Raw genomic sequence first — 18735 nt, 5'->3', positions numbered from 1 at the left:
TTCCTAACGTCCAGCAGCCACTCGGCTACCATTACTTATCCGCGTTAAAAAATTCAGTGATGACCACTCCAACAACATCCATGACCCGGCGGTCATTCCTGAAATCTTCCGCTCTGGCCGGCGGAGGGCTGATGCTCAGTTTCACCTGGCTATCGGCCTTCACCCCGGCCGGCCGTGAGAAAGAGATGGCTCCGGGTGGCCAATGGGTTGAAATTAATGGGTATGTTAAAATCACCCCCGACAACGTCATCAAAATCCTGAACCCGAATCCAGAATTCGGGCAGAACGTGATGACCTCGCTGCCCATGATGATAGCCGAGGAGCTGGACGTGGACTGGCAGAAAATCGTGGTGGAAATGGGCCCCCACGACAACGCGAAACTAGGCCCCCAATTCACCGGAGGCAGCAATTCTATGCGCATGTACTGGAAGCCCCTGCGCGAGGCGGGGGCCGCGGTGCGCCAGATGCTCCGGACCGCCGCCGCCCAGGCTTGGGCCGTGCCGGTGGAGGAAGTGACCACCAAAGCCGGAATGCTGCACCACGCGAAAAGCCGTAAATCAGCCACCTACGGCAGTTTTGCTTCTCAAGCTGCCAGCCTCCCGGTTCCTAAAGGCATGAAGCTCAAAGCGCCCAAGGACTTCACGGTGGTCAGCCGGTCCAAGAAAAATGTGGAGGGGCAGAAAATCGTGTCTGGCAAGCCCTTGTTTGGGATAGACTACCAGCAGCCGGGTATGCTGATTGCCATGGCCGAGCATCCGCCGGGCTTCGGCATGAAACTCAAATCATTCGATGCCACCGAGGCCCTGAAGATGCCGGGTATCAAGGATGTTTTCCGCCAGCAATTGTACGCAGAGGGCTTCGAGCAGGGCGGTTTCGACACCCGCAGCTTCAATGAGCTACTCGTGGTAGTCGGCAATACGACCTGGCAGGTAATGCAGGCCCGCAAAAAACTAAAAGTCCAGTGGGAGCCGGCCGGCGATACCAAGGACACGATGGGGGGCGGCCGGGGTCCGAAACGGGAAGTTGTGGTGCCCGGCGAGCTGGAAAGCACGGATGCCCAGCTGCGCAACATGAAGGACTACGCGGCCAAACCGGCCCAGCAGCTCCGCCGGGACGGCGACCCGGAAACGGCGTTTAAAAATGCCGCCACGGTGATTGAGCGCACCTGCCACGGCCCGTTCCTGGCCCATAACTGCATGGAGCCGATGAATTTCTTCGCCCATGTCACGGACGAAAAAGCCCTGTTGGTCGGCCCGCTGCAGGCCCCGGGCTGGACGGAACCCACCCTGGCCAAGGTCTTGAACCTGCCCGCCGACAAAATCGAAATTCAGATGACCCGCATGGGCGGCGGCTTCGGGCGCCGGGCCTACGGGCACTACCTGACCGAAGCGGCCCTGATATCGAGAAAAGTAAAAGCGCCGGTCAAACTGGTCTACACCCGCGAGGACGACATGACCTATGGCATCTATCGCCCCATGTACACGGCCACCTACCGGGCCGCCCTGGACGCGAACAAAGATTTGATTGCCTTCCACGTGAAAGGCGGCGGCATCCCCGAGCACCCGATTCACGCCAATCGGTTTCCGGCCGGCGCGGTCGATAACTACCTGGCCGAAGGATGGGAAATCCCTTCTAACATCACGATTGGGGCGTTTCGGGCGCCGCGCTCCAACTTCAATGCGGCGGCCGAGCAATCCTTTCTGGATGAGTTGGCCGAAGCCATGGGCAAGGACCCGATTGAGCTCCGCTTAGAACTGCTCAAACGAGCCAAGGAAAATCCGGTCGGCAAAAACAACGACTATGATGCCGACCGCTACGCGGGGATATTGAAGCTGGTGCGCGATAAGTCCGGCTGGAACCAGCCGGAGAATAAGAAATACAGCCGGGGCGTGGCCGCGTACTTCTGCCATAACTCCTACGCGGCTCACGTCGTGGACATGGTGATGCGAGACGGACAACCCTACGTGGAGAGGGTCTTCAGCGCCATTGATTGCGGCATTGTGATTAATCCCGATGCGGCCACCAACATGGTGCAGGGCGCCGTGGTCGACGGCATCGGGAATGCCTTTTACGGGGGATTGACGCTGAAGAACGGGGCCGTAGAGCAAACCAACTTCTACAACTACCGGCTCATCCGGATGCACGAGGCCCCCCAAAAGATTGACGTTCATTTTGTGCAGAACGACATCGACCCGACCGGTTTGGGTGAGCCGCCGTTCCCGCCGGTTTTCGGGGCCGTGGCCAATGCCTTGTACAAAGCGGCCGGCAAACGCTTCTACCAGCAGCCGTTCGGTCCTCAATTGAATACCCCTACTGCCCTGTAATCCGGCGGCTTCTCCTCCTTACCTATTCCGGCTATGCTCAACCTAACCATCAATAAAAAAGCCTACCAAGTGGATGTAGACCCGGAAACCCCCTTGCTGTGGGTACTGCGGGATACGCTGGGGCTCGTAGGAACCAAATACGGCTGCGGCGTCGCGCAATGCGGGGCTTGTACGGTGCACCTGAACGGGGAAGCGGTTCGCTCCTGCGTCACCAAAGTGAGCCGGGCCGTTGGGCAAAAGGTAGTAACCATCGAAGGGCTGGCGGAAAAGGCGGACCACCCCGTGCAAAAAGCTTGGCTGGAATTAGACGTGGCCCAATGCGGCTACTGCCAGTCGGGTCAAATCATGTCCGCTGCGGTGCTGCTCCGGGAGAATAAGAATCCGACCGACGCGGACATCGATGCAGCTATGGCCGGCAACATTTGCCGCTGCGGCACCTACCTGCGAATTCGGGAGGCCATTCGGTTGGCTGCTACCTCGCAGCGCAAAGCCGGCAATGGCTAATAGCTGCTGAATCGGCCGGCCTACCTATACCGTTGTGTTGACTCCCTTCTATGAAATCCCATCCTGCACCTAATACCCGTACTTCTTCCTTGCTGAAAATAGGTACGGGCCTGTCGTTCCTTATTTTCATCACCACTGCCGTTACGACGGTGTCCAGCGGTGAAAACGCAACGGCGGCGGATAGGGAAACGCCCTTACGCGCTGGCGGCGCGCGACCGGCGAGGACTGCGCAGGACAGCACCGAATCAGCGCAGGCCTTTAGCAAGGTCTATAAGGTGCTGATGAGCCCTCGCTGCCTCAACTGCCACCCGTCGGGAAATGTCCCGCTGCAGGGCGACGACAGTCACCTGCATACCATGCTGCCCCAGCGGGGCGTAGATGGCAAAGGCGTATACGCCATGAAATGCGGCAACTGCCACCAAGCCACCAATACCCCCGGCCGGCACACCCCACCCGGCAACCCGGAATGGCACTTGCCACCGGCGAACATGAAAATGGTGTTCCAAGGCCGCACCCCGAACCAATTGGCCAAACAGCTGGTGGACCCCAAGCAAAATGGCCGTAAGTCCATGAAGGAGTTGCTGGCCCATGCCGATGACACGCTGGTGCTGGCCGGTTGGCATCCCGGGGAGGGCCGTACGCTCCCGCCCATGAGCCACGCCGAATTCAAGAAAGCGTGGACCACCTGGCTGGAAAAGGGTGCCGTGGCGCCAAAGCCTTAAACTAAAGCTCCTGTTGACTTCCAACTCGGTGCTGGCTGGAAAGCCTGAAGCGGGCCGGGCGTGGCACTTGCACCACCTCATGACCTAGGGCTCATGCCCAACGTGCGTGTTGTCCGCCCAAAAGTGTTTGAATAGTATACTAACTCGTTTGATTAGCTTTTTCTGGCCTAGTAAAACGGCCGGACCTTTACGTAGCCAATCCAAGACGACCGGGGCCAGCCGGCACACGTAGTGCCATGCAGCTGGTAGGTCCTCTTCGTCAAGTAGTTAGTTTAACCTCAAGCACGACCCATGAACGATTCAAGCAACAACCCGACGGTGGGACTGAACCGCCGCGACCTGCTAAAAACCGGACTAATCCTGGCCGGGGGCGCTTTGTTACCCACCGGCGCGGCCATGGCCGCTGCGGAAACTACTGCGCCCCCACCTGCTGCTAAAGACAAAGTGAGCACCCGCCGGAAGCTGGGCAAGCTGGAAGTTTCCAGCGTGGGCCTGGGCGTGCAGAACATGAGTCGCAAGTACACCACGGAGGTACCGAACCGGGCTGAGATGCATAACATCATTCGGAATGCCTATGACCACGGCGTTACCTTATTCGATGCCGCGGAGGCGTACGGCCCCTGGGAGGTGGAGCGCATTCTGGGCGAAGCGGTGGGTCCCTTCCGCAACAAAATTGTGATTGAGACCAAGTTCGGCTGGAACATCGACCAAAAAACCGGGCAGCGCCTGCCGGGTCTCAACAGCCGCCCCGACCACGTGAAGCTGGTGGTGGAAAACATGCTCAAGCGCCTGCGCACCGACCGCATCGACTTGCTCTACCAACACCGGGTCGACCCGGCGGTGCCCATTGAAGACGTGGTGGGTGCCATCCAGGACCTCATCAAACAGGGCAAAGTGTTGCACTACGGCCTGTCGGAGCCCGGCCTGAAAACGGTGCGGCGTGCCCACGCCGTGCACCCGGTCACGGCCATCCAAAACGAATACTCCCTGCTCTGGCGGGGACCGGAAGCGGAAGTCATTCCCCTCTGCCAGGAGCTCGGCATCGGGTTCGTGGCCTGGAGCCCGCTGGGCGTGGGCTTTCTCACCGGGGCCATCGACGCGCAGACCCGGTTCGCGCCTGGCGACATTCGCGGGGGAGAGTCCCGTTTCTCGCCGGAGAACCTACCCGCCAACCTGGCCCTGGTGGAGCTGCTCAAAACCTGGGGCACCCGCAAAAGCGCCACGCCCGGTCAGATTTCGCTGGCCTGGATGCTGGCCCAAAAGCCCTTTATCGTGCCCATTCCCGGCACCACGCAAATGGCCCACATGCTGGAAAACAACGGGGCGGATTCCGTCCGGTTTACGGCCGATGAGCTCAAGCAATTCAACGCGGAGGTAGCTAAGATTCAAGTCAAAGGCGAGCGGCTGCCCCAGATGGTGCTCCAGTTTTCGGGCGTTGAAGCGGCACCCAAAGCCTAGCACCCACTCCTTCGGCCGAGCCGGGTGGTGCTGACTTAACCGCCGGTAATCTCCCCGCATCCTCGCTCCTTTTCCCACGAGAAACGACGTAACCCCATGAACTTCCTGAAAATGCCTTTGCTGGCTTTGAGCCTGCTTTTAAGTAGCCTGCAGCTAACCCACGCGCAGGCAAAATTGCCCAACCCAGCCTCCACCACCTTTACCAAAGAGGAACAGGAACTCCTGACGCTCTCGAAAACCAAGTGGACGTGGATGGCCGACAAAAACGTAGCGGCTTTGACGGGGCTTTTCAAGGAAAACTGCGTTTTCGTACACATGGGCGGCAGCTGGGGAAAAGACCAGGAATTAGGGGTCATTAAAGGGGGCATGATTTGGTATAAGAAAGCCGAAGTCTACTCCGCGGCCGTGAACATCTTCGGCAACACCGCCATCCTGCTCAATGACATTGATTTGGTGGCCATGGTCGGCGGCAAAGAAGCCATCAATCCCTTCATGGTGACAGAGGTCTATATCAAAGAAGACGGCAAATGGACGCTGGGCTCCCTCACGTTTTCCCACCTGGCCCGGCCGCTTAAACTGACTGGCAATAAATAGTCCCTACAGACTGCTGACTGCTTATTCCGGGTGCCCGCTGCCCTTGCGGGGCCGAGGGAATGCGCTTAGGTGCAAGACTAGGTCAGCAGCAATACCAAAAGACGATGAACATTTTAATCCTGGGAGCTGCCGGCCAAATCAGCCGAATGGCAGCTGACCTGCTCCTGCGCCAAACCGATGCCAACCTCATCCTGTACGCGCGCCGGGCTACCAGCCGCTTAAAAGCCGCCGACCCGCAGCGCGTACGTTTGGTTGATGGGGACTTTACGGACACCCAAACCCTGACCAAGACGATGCAGGGCGTCGATGTGGTGTACGTCAACGCTGCCGGGGACAAAGCCGCCAAGCAAGTTATTGCCGCGGCCATGCAGGCAGCGGGCGTTCGAAAAGTCATCGAAGCCTCTATCCTCGGCATCTACGATGAGGTGCCCGGCGCTTTTGGAAACTGGAATAAGGGCATGGTGGGCCCCAGCCGGATACGCCAGGTCGCGGAGGCCACCCGCGTCTTTGAAAACGAGGCCTTCGACTACACCATCCTGCGGCTGACCTGGCTGTATAACCAGGCCGGCAACACGGCATACATGCTGACGCAGAAGGGCGAACCCTTTGTGGGCGCCCAGGTCACGCGGCAGGCCGTCGCCCAATTGCTAGTCGACATCATTACGGCTGCCGATAACCGCTTTGCCAAGACGAGCCTGGGGGTAAGCGAGCCAAACACTGACTGGGACAAACCGTCCTTTTATTAACTGAAGCACTGCAAGGTGCCACATGACGGGCACCAACATTCCAACACATGATGACAGACAAGAAAGTATGGCTCATTACCGGCGCCGGCCGGGGACTGGGCCTCGACATTACCAAAGCCGTGCTGGCCGCCGGCCACGCCGTAGTGGCCACCGGCCGCAACCAGGAGAAAGTAGCCCAGGCCATTGGCGAAGCCGACGACCTGCTGGTGCTGACCCTCGATATTACGAAGCCTGCCGAGGCGGAAGCTGCCGTTAAAGCCGCCGTGGAGCGGTTTGGCCGCCTCGATGTGTTGGTCAACAACGCCGCCAACTTCTACGCCGGCTTCTTTGAGGAGCTGAGTTCCGAGCAGGTAAATCAACAACTAGCCACCGGCCTTATCGGGCCGATGAACGTGACGCGGGCCGTCCTGCCGGTATTGCGCCGGCAGCGGTCAGGGCAGATTATCACCATCTCGTCGATGGCTGGCCTCGTGGGTTTTGAGTTCGGGTCAGCCTACGCGGCAGCCAAATTCGGTCTGGAGGGCTGGATGCGCTCGCTGCTCGTTGAGGTAGCCCCGTTCGGCATTGCAGCCATTACGGTCAATCCGGGCTTCTTCCGCACCGAGCTGCTCACGGAAGAGTCAACCAACTTCGCCGAGCACCACCTCGCCGACTACGACGAGCGTCGCACAGGCCAGGAGGCGTTCTACAAAGGTTATAACGGCCAGCAGTCCGGGGACCCGACCAAGCTCGCTCAGGCTCTGCTCACCATTTCGGACGCCGCCAAGCCGCCCCGTCGCTTTCTGGCCGGGGCCGATATGCTTGGCGCTGCCGAGCAAGTACTCGTTGACCTGCAAGCAGATATTGACGCGTACCGAGAGCTTTCCGGCTCGCTCGCCTACAACGAGCCGGTTGCCAGCATCGGTAACTAGCCCTGGAAGCAACTTTAAATCCTCAAGATATTCCTGATGAAGTGGTTGATGCTAGCAGCGGTTGTTTTAGGCGGTACTACCAGGCAGCCCGCGGCTATGCTGAATTCAACCGGCAACCCTAACATGCTACATCCGCCGTTGACACTCACTCAGACTGTGGGGGACCTTGCAAACCATCCCGCTTTTCGGGGCTTTGGTGAGCTATTACTGCCCTGGGATGCGAACGCACGGTACTATGCCACTTCGCTGAGTAAGGTGGGTTCCCTGATGCCGTATCATGGCCAGGTGCAGCCGGCCGTTGTTCTTTCCGCTGTTAACCACTTGATTAAGGAGGTCAACAGCGGGCAAACCATCTTCTATAGTTTTTACTCACCTCAGCAAAAGCAGCAAGACACTTCGAAGGAACAGACTGGCCTTTTCTTTTTCCGGGGCAAGCCCGGGGCGCCGTTTGCCGTCGTGTGCCCGGGCGGCGGGTTTAGCTACGTGGGGTCCTTGCACGAAGGCTTTCCGCTGGCGCAGCAGATAGGCGAAAACAACCTGAATGCCTTCGTCATCAGATACCGAATTGGCAGCGAGCAACGTGCCACCGAAGACTTGGCGGCTGCTATCGCCTACATCATCCGGAACGCTGAAAAACTGGGGGTAAGCCCCCGGGATTACTCCCTGTGGGGCGGCTCGGCCGGTGCCCGGATGGTAGGCAACATCGCGCTGAGCGGGGTGGTGGCTTTTGGCGGGGGCGGTCTGCCCAAACCCGCTACCGCTGTTATCGCCTACACCGGCCAATCGACTTACTCCGCCGACTTTCCCCCCACGTTTATTACCGTGGCCGCCAACGATGGCATCGCCAATGTGAAGACGGTGGAACGCAGGGTGGCAAGCTTGAAAGCTGCGGGCGTCGAAGTAGTGTACCGGCGCTACCTCACGGCCGGTCACGGTTTTGGAACAGGGAAAGGAAGTGACGCTGAAGGCTGGATAGACGATGCCCTAGGGCTTTGGAAAAAGCACATCAGAAAGTAAAAAGCCGAAAGATGTTTGCCAGTTGCCTCGGGTAAAAAGACTCTTAATTGACGCACGCGCCCGGTATCAGCCCCCCTACCCTATCGCTTTCAGATGAAAAATCAAGATAACAAGCAACTGCAAAGAATGGCCCTTCGCGCACGTTCCCTAGCGTGCTGGCTGGTGGGTTGCGCGCTGTTAATTTCCGCCTGCTCCTTCGCGCAAAAGGACGATAGTCAAGCTCCAGTGAAAGCTCCTTTGGACCCGAGTAAAGTATTGATTGTGTATTTGTCGCGCACCAACAATACCAAGGCGGTAGCGGGTATTATTCACAAAGAGCTAGGCGGGACCCTGGTGGCTCTGGAGCTGGAAAAGCCCTATCCGTCCAATTACCAAGCCACGGTGCAACAGGTAGTCCGCGAAAATGAGCAAGGCTATTTGCCGCCCCTGCGCACGAAAATTGCCAACCTGTCGCAGTACGACGTCGTCTTCGTGGGCTTCCCGACCTGGGGCATGCAGTTGCCGCCGCCCATGAAAAGCTTTTTGAAGCAGTACGACCTAAGCGGCAAAACCCTTGTCCCGTTCAACACCAACGCGGGCTATGGCGTGGGCAGCAGCCTCGAAACGGTCAAGGCGCTGGCTCCCAGCAGTACCGTGCTGGAAGGGTTTACCACCCGCGGCGGCGTGGAAAGGGACGGCGTGCTTTTCGTGATGGAGGGGAATAAGGAAAAGCAGGTCCAGACGGAAGTAAAAGCCTGGTTGAACAAACTTAACCTGGTAGGTAAGAAGTAAAAAAGCAAAATCCAGCGCTGGCAGCCAGCGCTGGATTTTGCTTTTTGAACTACTGCCCCTAGGCTATCCCTTGCACGCGGGGGTAGCTAGTACCGGTCCTTATCTGATTTTGGGGTCATGGGCAGTTCCAGTGGCGTAATGCCATTCAAAGAGATTCCCCCGTGCTGAAACCGGTTGGTAGTGGGCTGATGCGACGAGATGAAGGTCGGCGCCGGGGCCGAAAGCGTATCCAGCGAAGCTACTTCCTCGGCCGAGAGTTGGATGTCCAGGGCCGCAATGTTGGCCTCCAGCTGGTCGAGCCGGCGGGCGCCGATGAGGGTGGAGGTAACGCCCGGCCGCCCAACGACCCAGGCCAGGGCAACGGCGGCGGGAGTGGCCTGGTGCACTTCGGCCAACTCGGCTAAGCGGTCGATGATGGCGTAAGCCTTTTCGCCCAGCAGTGACACGGACCCGTTGGTCTCGGCGCGGCTGCCGCCAACTTGCCCCGCATTGGCCCGGGTAAATTTGCCGGACAACAGCCCGCCTTTCAGCGGTGACCAGGGCATGACCCCCAGCCCCAGGGCCCGGGCCATGGGAATCAGCTCGACTTCTACCGTTCGCTCCAGCAGCGAGTGCTCCACCTGCAGCCCGATAAACGGCGTCCAGTCCCGCAGCTGCGCCATGGTTTGCGCGTGGGCGACCTGCCAGGCCGGCGTGTCCGACACCCCGAGGTAACGCACCTTGCCGCTGTCCACCAGCTTATGCAGGGCCTTCATGGTTTCCTCCACCGGCGTGTTCCAGTCCCAGTGGTGCAGCCAGTACAGGTCGATGTAATCGGTTTGCAGGCGCCGCAAGGACTGCTCGCACTGCTTGATAATGGACTTGGCGCCGTTACCGCCGCCATTCGGGTCGCCCGGGTAGAGGTTGTTGCCACCCTTGGTGCCGATGACCAGCCGGTCGCGCCTGGAGGATTCCCGACCCAGCACGTCGCCGATGATTTTTTCCGAGTGCCCGTTAGTGTAAATGTTGGCAGTATCCACAAAATTGCCGCCCAGCTCCTGGTAGCGGGCCAGGATGGTTTCCGCTTCCTGGGGGGTAGCGCCGACGCCCCAGTCTTCGCCAAAGGTGAAGGTGCCCAAACAAAGCGGGCTCACCCGCAGGCCGGAGTGGCCGAGGGTCACGTACGAATTCAAAGACATAGCAAGCAGGGAAGGGAGATATAGAAGCTGCCCTGACTCGTGCAGTAGCCAGGGCGGTAAACGAGGGGCCCGGTCAGGAAGTAGGCCCCTGGCCAGCAGTCAACGGTTGATGGTTTACTGCGACGTCGTATTGTATTGTAGCGGCCGACTTGGATTTCCACCGGGACCGTCTCGCTTCAACTTGCTTTTAGCTTCTTCATAAAGGGGCCAAAAGCTTGGGCTAACTCTTCAAAAAGCGGGTCGGAGCGGTGCTTCAACATCACCTCGCTGAACAGCTTCAAGCCCACGGCAAACTGCGCTGCTTCTTCCGGGTCGCTGAAAAGTGGCTTGGCTTGCATCAACTTTACGATGTGTAGTATATCGTCGTGATTGCTGAAATCGAATTCGAGCGAAGCGGGCACAAAAGTGTCGGTTTTGGCGCTTACTTGGTCAAGCCGCAGATGGTAGCGGTTTTCTTTTTTTTCCATCAGAGGAGGCAGTGAATTCTAAGGCGTATGACAAAACGAAAAAACTCTTTGCCCTGACTACTTGACCAGCCAATAGCCAGGGCAAATGAGGTAATTGAGCGAAGCGGGCGTAAGCGGCGCGCTTAGCGGTTGATGGCCTGCTGCGACTTCGCGTTGTAGCGGGCACCCTGAATTTCCACCTGGGCCAGGGTCTGCTCGATGCGCTGCAAGTCGGCGGCCGTCAGCTGCACATCGGCCGCGCCGAGGTTTTCTTCGAGCCGGTGCAGCTTGGTCGTGCCGGGAATGGGCGCAATCCAGGGCTTTTGGGCCAGCAGCCAAGCCAGAGCAATCTGGGCCGGCGTCGCCTGCTTGTCCGCGGCAATAGTGCCCAGCAGATTCACCAGCGCCTGGTTGGCTTGGCGGGCTTCGGGCGAGAAGCGGGGCACCGTGTTGCGGAAGTCGTTCTTATCGAACTCGGTGTTTTCGTCAATCTTACCGGTCAGAAAACCCTTGCCCAGCGGGCTGAAGGGCACAAAGCCGATGCCCAGCTCTTCCAGCGTGGGCAGCACGCTCTGCTCGGGCTCGCGCCACCACAGGGAGTATTCGCTCTGCAAGGCCGTAACGGGCTGCACGGCGTGGGCCCGGCGGATGGTCTCGGCGCCCGCTTCGGACAGTCCAAAATACTTGACTTTGCCTTCCGCAATCAGGTCTTTTACCGCGCCGGCCACGTCCTCGATGGGCACGTTGGGGTCCACGCGGTGCTGGTAAAACAAGTCGATGTAGTCGGTTTTCATCCGCTTGAGCGACTGCTCAATGACCGTTCGGATGCGCTCGGGCCGGCTGTCCATGCCGAGGGGAGGCTGGCCGTCCTTGAAGCCAAACTTGGTGGCAATAACCACCTGGTCGCGCACCGGGGCCAGCGCCTGGCCCACCAGCGTTTCGTTGAGCTCGCCGTAGGCCTCCGCCGTATCAAAGAGGGTCACGCCTCGGTCAACGGCCGTGCGAATCAGGTGAATGGCTTCGTCGGTGGGCGTGACCGAGCCGAAGCCGAAGCTCAGGCCCATGCAGCCCAGTCCGAGGGCCGATACTTCCAGGCCGCTCGTACCTAATTTTCGCTTTTCCATGGTGTTGGTTGATAAGGAGTAAAAAGCACTCAGTGCTTCCATTCATGCGGCACTCTCCGAGTGGAAGCCCATAAATGAGTTGAAGGCGATAGGCACGAATGCTGCGCCAGTAATAGCTGGTTATTTGACCTGTTTCGGGTTGGGCAAGGCGCTGTAGTTGAATAGGCCCTGGCATTTGTGCCCGCGGTACCCGTCTCACTTTCCGCTGGCAGGTTGTTTGTCCGCTTTGAGCACCTTCGCCAGCACGGCCCGGCCGGCGTCCGCTTCCTTTTTGCCAATACTGGCTTCTTCCACTTGCAGCACCTGACTAAGCTGCGCTGGGGTCAAACCCAGATGCAGGCCGATGCCCAAGTGCTACTGGAGCATCGGCTCCACACCCCCTAGGCTCACCAGCGCCGCAATGGTGACCAGTTCCCGCTCCGAAAACGTGAGCACGTCCCGCTCGAAAAGGTCGGCGAATAAATGCTCTTTTAGAAACACCTCGATTTCCGGGCTGAACGCGCTGTAGCCCGTCTTGGGGCCGGTTTCGGGTTTGCCGGTGAGCGTTTCCAGGTTCTTTTTGCCGCGCTCGTACTTGGGCGCGGTGCTGGTGATGGGCGAGGCCGTCTTGCCCACCACGTCGGTAATGCCTTTCGCTTTGCGCTCCTCCAGCACCTTGAGCAAGGTATTGAGGCCGTTAAGGCTGCGCGGGAATCCGCAATAAGCGTAAAGGTGCACGAGCACTTCTTTTTCCTCATTCACGGTCAGGCCTGCCGCCAGGCCATCGGCCAAAGCCTTATGCAGCCGGGGCAAGTCGCCTCTGGCGGTGAGGGCGGAAATGGTAACGATAGACTGCTGCCGGGCCGTAAGCGCGTCGGGTGCCCAGGCGGTGCTTTTCGCTTGCGCGGGTTTCCCGGCAAGCAGGAACAGACCAGACAGAACCAATAAGTAACAAGTGGTTTTTCTCATGCGATTAAGCCGGCTGGCGCAGGGCTTCGAGCACTTTGTCCGGGGTCATGGGCAAGGACCGCAGGCGACGGCCGGTGGCGTGAAACACGGCGTTGGCCACGGCGGCCGTCACGCCCACAATGGAGATTTCGCCGATGCCTTTCACGCCCATGGCGTTGACGTGGGGGTCGTGCTCGTCGATGAAATCCACGGTCATATTCGGGATGTCAGCGTTGACGGGCACGTGGTAGCTGGCCAGGTCGGCGTTGGTATAGCGGGCCAGGTTCGGGTCGCGCACGGTTTGCTCCATTAGAGCCGAGCCGATGCCGAAAATGGCGCCGCCGATGACCTGGGAACGAGCTGTTTTGGGGTTGAGGATGCGGCCCGCGCTCATCACGCTCACCCAACGGGCCACGCGCACGGTGCCCAGCTCAGGGTCCACGTGCACCTCGCAAAAGTGCGTGCCGAAGGCATGCATCGAGTACCCGGCGGCAGCTTCCTTTTCTTCCTTGTTCATGTTGGCGTCGGCGGTGGCGCCGGGCTCCTTGTACACGCTGCCGTAGCGCCCCTGGGCGGTGCCTTCCACGTCGCTCAGGCTGGCCCTCTTCATCACCTCGCCGAAGGCTTCCCCTTTGCCAGGGTCGGCTTTCAGCTGCAGGCGGCCTTTCTCCATCACCACGTCGGCGGCCTTGGCCCCGTAGAGTGGTGACTTCTTATCCATCACGGCCGCCTTGATGAGTTTCTGCCACACTTCCTGGGCCGCCAGGTATACCGAGGAGGACACCCGGCCCGCCGCGGTGGAGCCACCGGACCACTGCGTGGTGGGCAGGATGGTGTCGCCCAACTCAAAGCGGACGTTTTCGGGCGGCACGCCCAGCGCGTCGGCTGCCACTTGGGTGATGATGGTATAGGTGCCCGTGCCCAGGTCGGTGGCCCCGGCCTGCACCACGGCCCGGCCGTCCGCGTAGAGGCGCACCCGGGCGTTGCCCACCGAGTTGTGGACCGGGTAGGAGGCTGTGGCCATGCCGTAGCCCACCAGCAGCTTGCCCTGGCGCGTCTGCCCGTTCTTGGGGTTGCGCTTACTCCAGCCAAACAGCTCGGCCCCGCGGGCGTAGCACTGCTTCAGGCTTTTGCTGGACCACGGATGGCCGTTGGTCGCGTCCTTTTCGGCGTAGTTCAGCAGCCGGACCTGAATGGGGTCTAAGCCGAGCTGGTACGCCAAATCGTCCATGCTGCACTCGATGGCGAACGAGCCGGGCATGTCCCCCGGGGCCCGCGTGGAGGTCGAAGTCATCACGCTGGCCTTGGCCAGGTGGTAGGTCGATTCGAACGCCGGCAGCGCATACAGCATGTTGATGATGCGGCTGTTGGTTTCGGCGTAGTCGTCCCAGGGTGAGGTCGTGGACGTTTTCTCGTGTACGATGCCCAGCAGCTTGCCCTCCTTGGTCGCCCCGAGACGCAGGGTTTGCTCCTGCTCCTCGCGGTGGCCCATGCCGGTGAACTGCTGCGGGCGCGTGAGCACCAGCTTCACCGGCCGGCCCACGGCCTTGGCGGCCAAAGGGGCCAGTACCACGTGGGGCCACACCCAGGCCTTGCAGCCGAAGCCCCCGCCGAGGTACTTGGTCACGACGCGCACCTGCTCGGTGGCCAGGCCCAGCATGGCGGCCAGCGTTTTCTGCGTTTCCGACACGCCCTGGGTGGTATCGTACACGGTGAGGCGGTCGGGCGCTTCCCAGTGGGCGGTGGTGGCGCCCGGCTCCATGGGGTTGTGGTGGTTGGTGGCGTGGTGGTAGGTGGCCGTGAGCTGCACCGGCGCACTGCGGAACGCCGCCTGGGCATCCCCGCGCTTGGTGACTCCGGCGGTTCCCTTCACGTTTTTCGGCACGTAACTCGTCGCCTTGGGGTCCAGATAAGAGGATACGGGCACTTCCGCAGCAATATTCACCTTGAGCAGGGTGGCGGCGTACTGGGCGTGCTCCAGCGTATCGGCCACCACCATGGCCACGGGCTGCCCGGCGTAGTGCACCTGGTCCGAGGCCATGGGAAAGAAGCTCATCGGCGAGGAGGCGAAGGCTTTGCGGTCGTCGGGGTTGTTCGGCGTTTTGGCCAGCTTGGGCAGGTTCTCGTGGGTGAAGATGGCCAGCACGCCCGGCTGCCGTTGGGCCGCGCTGGTGTCGATGCTCGTCACGCGGCCCTTGGCCACATCGCTGGTCTTAAGCACGGCGTGCACCAGGCCCGGCAGCTGGTTGTACTCGGCCGAGTAGCGGGCCTGGCCCGTCACTTTGGCCCAGCCGTCGACGCGGCTCAGGGGCTGCCCCACGACGCCCGGCGCCGCGTTGGTTTCAAAGAATTGCGGTTCGTTATCCATCGGGTGCGGAGTGCTTAGCAAAGGGAAAGGAGAATATCAACACGGGTCCGCCCACGGCGGCACCCCATTGCGCAGGAGCCGCGGCTAGCCCGCCGCTACTTGCTGCAGGGCGCGTACCAGGGTGTTCTGCGCGAGCTCCACTTTGTAGCGGTTATGCTCGCGGGGCTGGGCGCCGCGCAAGGCCGCGGCCGCAGCGGCGCGGAACGTGGCATCCGTGGCCGGCTGGCCCACCAGCGCCTGTTCCGCTTCGCGGGAGCGCCAGGGCTGCGCGCCCACCCCGCCCAGCGCCACGCGGGCCGCCCGGATGGTACCCGCCTGCACGTCCAGACCCACGGCGGCCGAAGCCAGGGCGTAGGCGTAGCTGCTGCGCTCGCGCACCTTCAGGTAAGTCGAGCGTTGGGTGTGGGCAGCGGTGGGAATGGTGACGGCCACAATCAGCTCGCCGGGCTCCAGCACCGTTTCCTTCTGCGGGGTGGTGCCGGGCAGCAGGTAAAACTCGGTCAGGGGCACCCGGCGCTGCTTGCCTTTCGCATTCTCCAGCGTCAGCACCGCGTCGAAGGCGGCCAGCGCCACCGACAAATCGCCGGGGTAGGAGTTGGCAATACACGAATCGCTCACCCCCAGGATGGCCAGGTTGTGGTTGTCACCGGTTTGGGCGGGGCAGCCCGAACCCGGTACGCGCTTGTTGCAGGGAAAGGCCGCGTCGCGGAAGTAGCCGCAGCGGGTGCGTTGCAGGATATTGCCCCCGATGCTGGCCATGTTGCGCAGCTGGGGCGAGGCGGCCAGCAGCAGTGACTGCGAGATGGCCGGAAAGGCTTGCACCACCAGCGGGTGCTCGCCCACCACGCTCATGCGCTCCAGGGCGCCGATGCGCAGCCCGTCCTTGGTTTGCTCAATGCCTTTGAAGGGCAGCAGGTTGATGTCCACCAGCTGCGGGTGCTCCTGCAAATTGGCCTTCATCAGGTCCAGCAGCGTGGTGCCGCCGGCAATGTAGGCGGCCTGGGCCTGGTCTTTCAGGCGGCCGGTGGCCTCCTTGGCGGAGGCGGCCTGGGTGTAGCTGAAGTCGTTCATCGCACTAGCCTTTCGAAGGTTGACCAGCTACCTCGCGCACGGCGGCCAGAATGTTGGGGTAAGCGCCGCAGCGGCAGAGGTTGCCGCTCATCCACTCGCGGGCCTGGTCGTCGGTGTCGGCGTGGCCTTCGCGCACGCAGGCCACGCCGCTCATAATCTGGCCCGGTGTGCAGTAGCCGCACTGAAAGCCGTCGTGCTTGATGAAGGCTGCCTGCATCGGGTGCAACTCGGTGCCCTGGGCCAGGCCCTCGATGGTGGTGATTTCCTTGCCCTGCTGCATGACGGCCAGCGATAGGCAGGCGAGGGTGCGTTGGCCGTCGATGTGCACCGTGCAGGCGCCGCACTGGCCGTGGTCGCAGCCTTTCTTGGTGCCCGTCAAATCCAGCCGCTCCCGCAACGCGTCGAGCAGGGTCACGCGGGGTTCGGCGCGGACCGTGCGGGCCTGGCCATTGACGCGGAGCGTAAACTCGGTCGTGCCGGCCACCACCTTGGAGTAGGCGGTCAGGCGCTCGGCTTGGCTCACCAGCGGCGGGGCCAGCGCCAAGCCCAGGATGCCACCGGATTGCTTCAGGAACGAGCGCCGCGAGTTGTCGGCGGGCGACGGCGTATCCGCCGGAGGGAATAAATCAGATGACATGGCCAGGAGGAATAGCAGGAGGAAAAATCAGTCAGGGGATGCCAGAAGTCAGTAGGTGGCAACTCGCCGCGCTCAGTAGCAATGGCGGCAGGCTAGCTCAACGGCTGGAGCAGAAAGCGGGCGCAACCAGGCGAGGTGGCGGTATACCGGCGGCCTCTTAGCCTGCCAACTGCGCCATTAAGACCTTGCATTGGTCTTAACAATACCGGTCTAAAAGCATGGAGGTTGCCTCTTTGCTCGCCACAGCCGGACATTGTTTGAAATGATAACTAATCTGTTTGATTAGTGAATTCCTCCACTTCGTTAAGCCCCCGTAACCCTGGCGTAGTGCTGGCAACTACCGCCACCCACGTCATTACAGCTGCTTTTCACCCCTACTACATTGTTACTCGATGCCTCCTGAGTGGCCAAGCAAGTAGACTTTCGCTCAGGTGTCGCGACGGAAGGTGAGCGGGGTGGTGCCGGTATGCTTCTTGAAGAAGATGTTGAAGTACGTGGGGTACTCGAAGCCCAGGCTGTAGGCAACTTCGGCGGTGCTCCACGAGGTATGGTGCAGCAGGGCCTTGGCTTCACCGATGACGCGCTCGGCAATGTGCACAGAAGTCGGCTTGCCGGTGACTTCCTTCACGGCACGGTTGAGATGGTTGACGTGCATGCCCAGCTGTTGGGCATAGTCCTGCGCGGTTTTCAGCGTCATGGCCTGATTAGGACTTTCCACCGGAAACTGCCGCTCCAGCAACTCCTGAAACAGGCTGGTAATGCGGGATGAGGCGTTTTTGTGCTGTACAAAGCTCTCCGTGGGCTGCATGCGCAACGCCTCATGAATGAGCAACTGCAGATAGGTGCGAATCAAGTCACCCTTGTACAGGTACTCGGTGCTCTGCTCGGCCAGAATTTTCTGGAAGATGCCCCGCGCATAGACCATTTGCTCCTCGCTGAGGTGGAAAATGGGGGTGCCGCCGACCTTGAACAGGGGCGACTGCTGCAGGCTTTCCGACCGGTCATTCTCCCGCATGTAGGCCTCGGTGAACAGGCAGGAGTAACCTTTCAGGAAAGGGTCATGCAACTCGATGGAGTACGGAATGTGCGGGTTGGCGAACATCAGGCACGTGCCGTTGAGCTCGATGCTGCGGTCGGCGTAGTGCACAGTGCAGTGGCTGGTCACCAGGGCCACCTTGTAGAAATCCCGGCGGCGGTACGACAGGCTCGGGTTCAGCGCCGTATCGACCTCATACGCTTTGAAGCCCTTGAGCTTCAGCTCCTGGGAGGTAACCGCTTGGTGGGAGTTGACCGCTTGGGCCGGGGGGGCTACTTGAGGGTTCGTGGGTTCCATGCGTAAAAGAGGTTAACCGACAGGTAAACAGGAAGCGGCAGCCGCTACTTTATCCGTAACCGCTGCCGCGTCTGGCATCATCATTCCAGTCTAGTCGTGGATTTTCCGCTCGCCAATCCACTTCACCATGTTGGGGTCGCGGTGGTCGAAGAAGGCGCTGTTCTTCGTGTCGAGCGTGGCAATGGCCTGCAGGTCCTCCGGGCTCAGTTCAAAATCAAAAACATTGAAGTTCTCGGCCATGCGTTCCGGGCGCACCGACTTGGGAATGGCCACCACGCCGCGCTGTATCGCCCAGCGCAGTACGACTTGGGCGATGCTCTTCGCATACTTCCTGCCAATTGAGGCGAGCAGCTCGTTGTGAAACAAGTCGTTCTTGCCTTCCGCAAACGGGCCCCAGGCTTCAATCTGCACCTTGTTGTCCACCATGAACTGCTGTTCAGCAATCTGCTGGTGGAAGGGGTGGGTTTCCACCTGGTTCACCGCCGGCACCACCTCGTTGTGGATGATAAGGTCGATGAGCCGGTCGGGCTGGAAATTGCTGACGCCAATGGCCTTGATGCGGCCTTCTTTGTAGAGCTCCTCCATCGCGCGCCACGCGCCGTGC

19 protein-coding genes are annotated in these 18735 nt (G+C 60.6%); 9 read left to right on the top strand and 10 right to left on the bottom strand.

What is annotated here, in order from left to right; genetic code table 11:
- The first annotated feature begins 80 nt into the window (after nt 1-80).
- From EI293_RS21525 to EI293_RS21485, 9 genes are all read left to right on the top strand, one after another.
- Nucleotides 81-2324 carry a xanthine dehydrogenase family protein molybdopterin-binding subunit gene (locus EI293_RS21525; protein WP_394343421.1) on the top strand — a complete coding sequence of 748 codons (2244 nt, stop codon included), beginning with the start codon at nt 81-83 and terminating at the stop codon, nt 2322-2324.
- A gap of 33 nt (nt 2325-2357) precedes the next feature.
- Complete coding sequence (locus EI293_RS21520) at nt 2358-2828, top strand: (2Fe-2S)-binding protein (protein ID WP_125440621.1); 471 nt, start codon at nt 2358-2360, stop codon at nt 2826-2828.
- A gap of 50 nt (nt 2829-2878) precedes the next feature.
- Nucleotides 2879-3550, top strand: coding sequence for a hypothetical protein (locus EI293_RS21515; protein WP_125440620.1), 672 nt, complete (start codon nt 2879-2881; stop codon nt 3548-3550).
- A gap of 291 nt (nt 3551-3841) precedes the next feature.
- The gene (locus tag EI293_RS21510; protein ID WP_125440619.1) at nt 3842-5008 is read left to right on the top strand and encodes an aldo/keto reductase; all 1167 of its coding nucleotides are present in this window, start codon (nt 3842-3844) and stop codon (nt 5006-5008) included.
- Between the two features lie 96 nt (nt 5009-5104).
- Nucleotides 5105-5602, top strand: coding sequence for a nuclear transport factor 2 family protein (locus EI293_RS21505; RefSeq protein WP_211339632.1), 498 nt, complete (start codon nt 5105-5107; stop codon nt 5600-5602).
- A 104-nt stretch (nt 5603-5706) separates the two neighbouring features.
- Nucleotides 5707-6348 (top strand): NAD(P)H-binding protein, encoded by a 642-nt coding sequence (locus tag EI293_RS21500; RefSeq protein WP_125440618.1) that lies wholly within the window; start codon nt 5707-5709, stop codon nt 6346-6348.
- A 47-nt stretch (nt 6349-6395) separates the two neighbouring features.
- Nucleotides 6396-7259 carry an SDR family oxidoreductase gene (locus EI293_RS21495; protein ID WP_211339631.1) on the top strand — a complete coding sequence of 288 codons (864 nt, stop codon included), beginning with the start codon at nt 6396-6398 and terminating at the stop codon, nt 7257-7259.
- 96 nt (nt 7260-7355) lie between these two features.
- Complete coding sequence (locus tag EI293_RS21490) at nt 7356-8276, top strand: alpha/beta hydrolase (RefSeq protein WP_211339630.1); 921 nt, start codon at nt 7356-7358, stop codon at nt 8274-8276.
- A 93-nt stretch (nt 8277-8369) separates the two neighbouring features.
- Entirely contained in the window at nt 8370-9047 is a 678-nt protein-coding gene (locus EI293_RS21485) for a flavodoxin (RefSeq protein WP_246010767.1), read from the top strand.
- 86 nt (nt 9048-9133) lie between these two features.
- Here the strand turns inward: EI293_RS21485 and EI293_RS21480 are convergent, their stop codons facing one another.
- The 10 genes from EI293_RS21480 to EI293_RS21440 form a co-directional block, all read right to left on the bottom strand.
- Nucleotides 9134-10225: an aldo/keto reductase gene (locus EI293_RS21480; protein WP_125440616.1), complete on the bottom strand. Its 1092-nt coding sequence runs from the start codon at nt 10223-10225 to the stop codon at nt 9134-9136.
- A 176-nt stretch (nt 10226-10401) separates the two neighbouring features.
- Nucleotides 10402-10692, bottom strand: coding sequence for a DUF3861 domain-containing protein (locus EI293_RS21475; RefSeq protein ID WP_125440615.1), 291 nt, complete (start codon nt 10690-10692; stop codon nt 10402-10404).
- Nucleotides 10693-10814: 122 nt separating this feature from the next.
- Nucleotides 10815-11795, bottom strand: a complete 981-nt coding sequence (locus EI293_RS21470) for an aldo/keto reductase (protein ID WP_125440614.1) — start codon at nt 11793-11795, stop codon at nt 10815-10817.
- A gap of 195 nt (nt 11796-11990) precedes the next feature.
- Nucleotides 11991-12146, bottom strand: a complete 156-nt coding sequence (locus EI293_RS22285) for a hypothetical protein (protein ID WP_211339629.1) — start codon at nt 12144-12146, stop codon at nt 11991-11993.
- A gap of 3 nt (nt 12147-12149) precedes the next feature.
- Nucleotides 12150-12719 (bottom strand): carboxymuconolactone decarboxylase family protein, encoded by a 570-nt coding sequence (locus tag EI293_RS21465; RefSeq protein ID WP_211339628.1) that lies wholly within the window; start codon nt 12717-12719, stop codon nt 12150-12152.
- Nucleotides 12720-12747: 28 nt separating this feature from the next.
- On the bottom strand, nt 12748-15090 hold the full coding sequence (locus tag EI293_RS21460; RefSeq protein ID WP_125440613.1) for a xanthine dehydrogenase family protein molybdopterin-binding subunit: 2343 nt from the start codon (nt 15088-15090) through the stop codon (nt 12748-12750).
- Nucleotides 15091-15174: 84 nt separating this feature from the next.
- Complete coding sequence (locus tag EI293_RS21455; protein WP_125440612.1) at nt 15175-16161, bottom strand: FAD binding domain-containing protein; 987 nt, start codon at nt 16159-16161, stop codon at nt 15175-15177.
- 4 nt (nt 16162-16165) lie between these two features.
- Nucleotides 16166-16798, bottom strand: a complete 633-nt coding sequence (locus tag EI293_RS21450; protein ID WP_125440611.1) for a (2Fe-2S)-binding protein — start codon at nt 16796-16798, stop codon at nt 16166-16168.
- Between the two features lie 427 nt (nt 16799-17225).
- Nucleotides 17226-18131: a helix-turn-helix domain-containing protein gene (locus EI293_RS21445; protein WP_125440610.1), complete on the bottom strand. Its 906-nt coding sequence runs from the start codon at nt 18129-18131 to the stop codon at nt 17226-17228.
- A gap of 90 nt (nt 18132-18221) precedes the next feature.
- Nucleotides 18222-18735 (bottom strand): aldo/keto reductase (locus tag EI293_RS21440; RefSeq protein ID WP_148103289.1); only part of this gene is annotated, 514 nt, incomplete at its 5' end.

Origin of the sequence: Hymenobacter perfusus (genome assembly GCF_003944765.1) — a bacterium.
Taxonomy (GTDB): Bacteria; Bacteroidota; Bacteroidia; order Cytophagales; family Hymenobacteraceae; genus Hymenobacter; species Hymenobacter perfusus.
The sequence above is the reverse complement of the archived record's forward strand: the minus strand, read 5'-3'. Positions and strand labels throughout refer to the sequence as shown.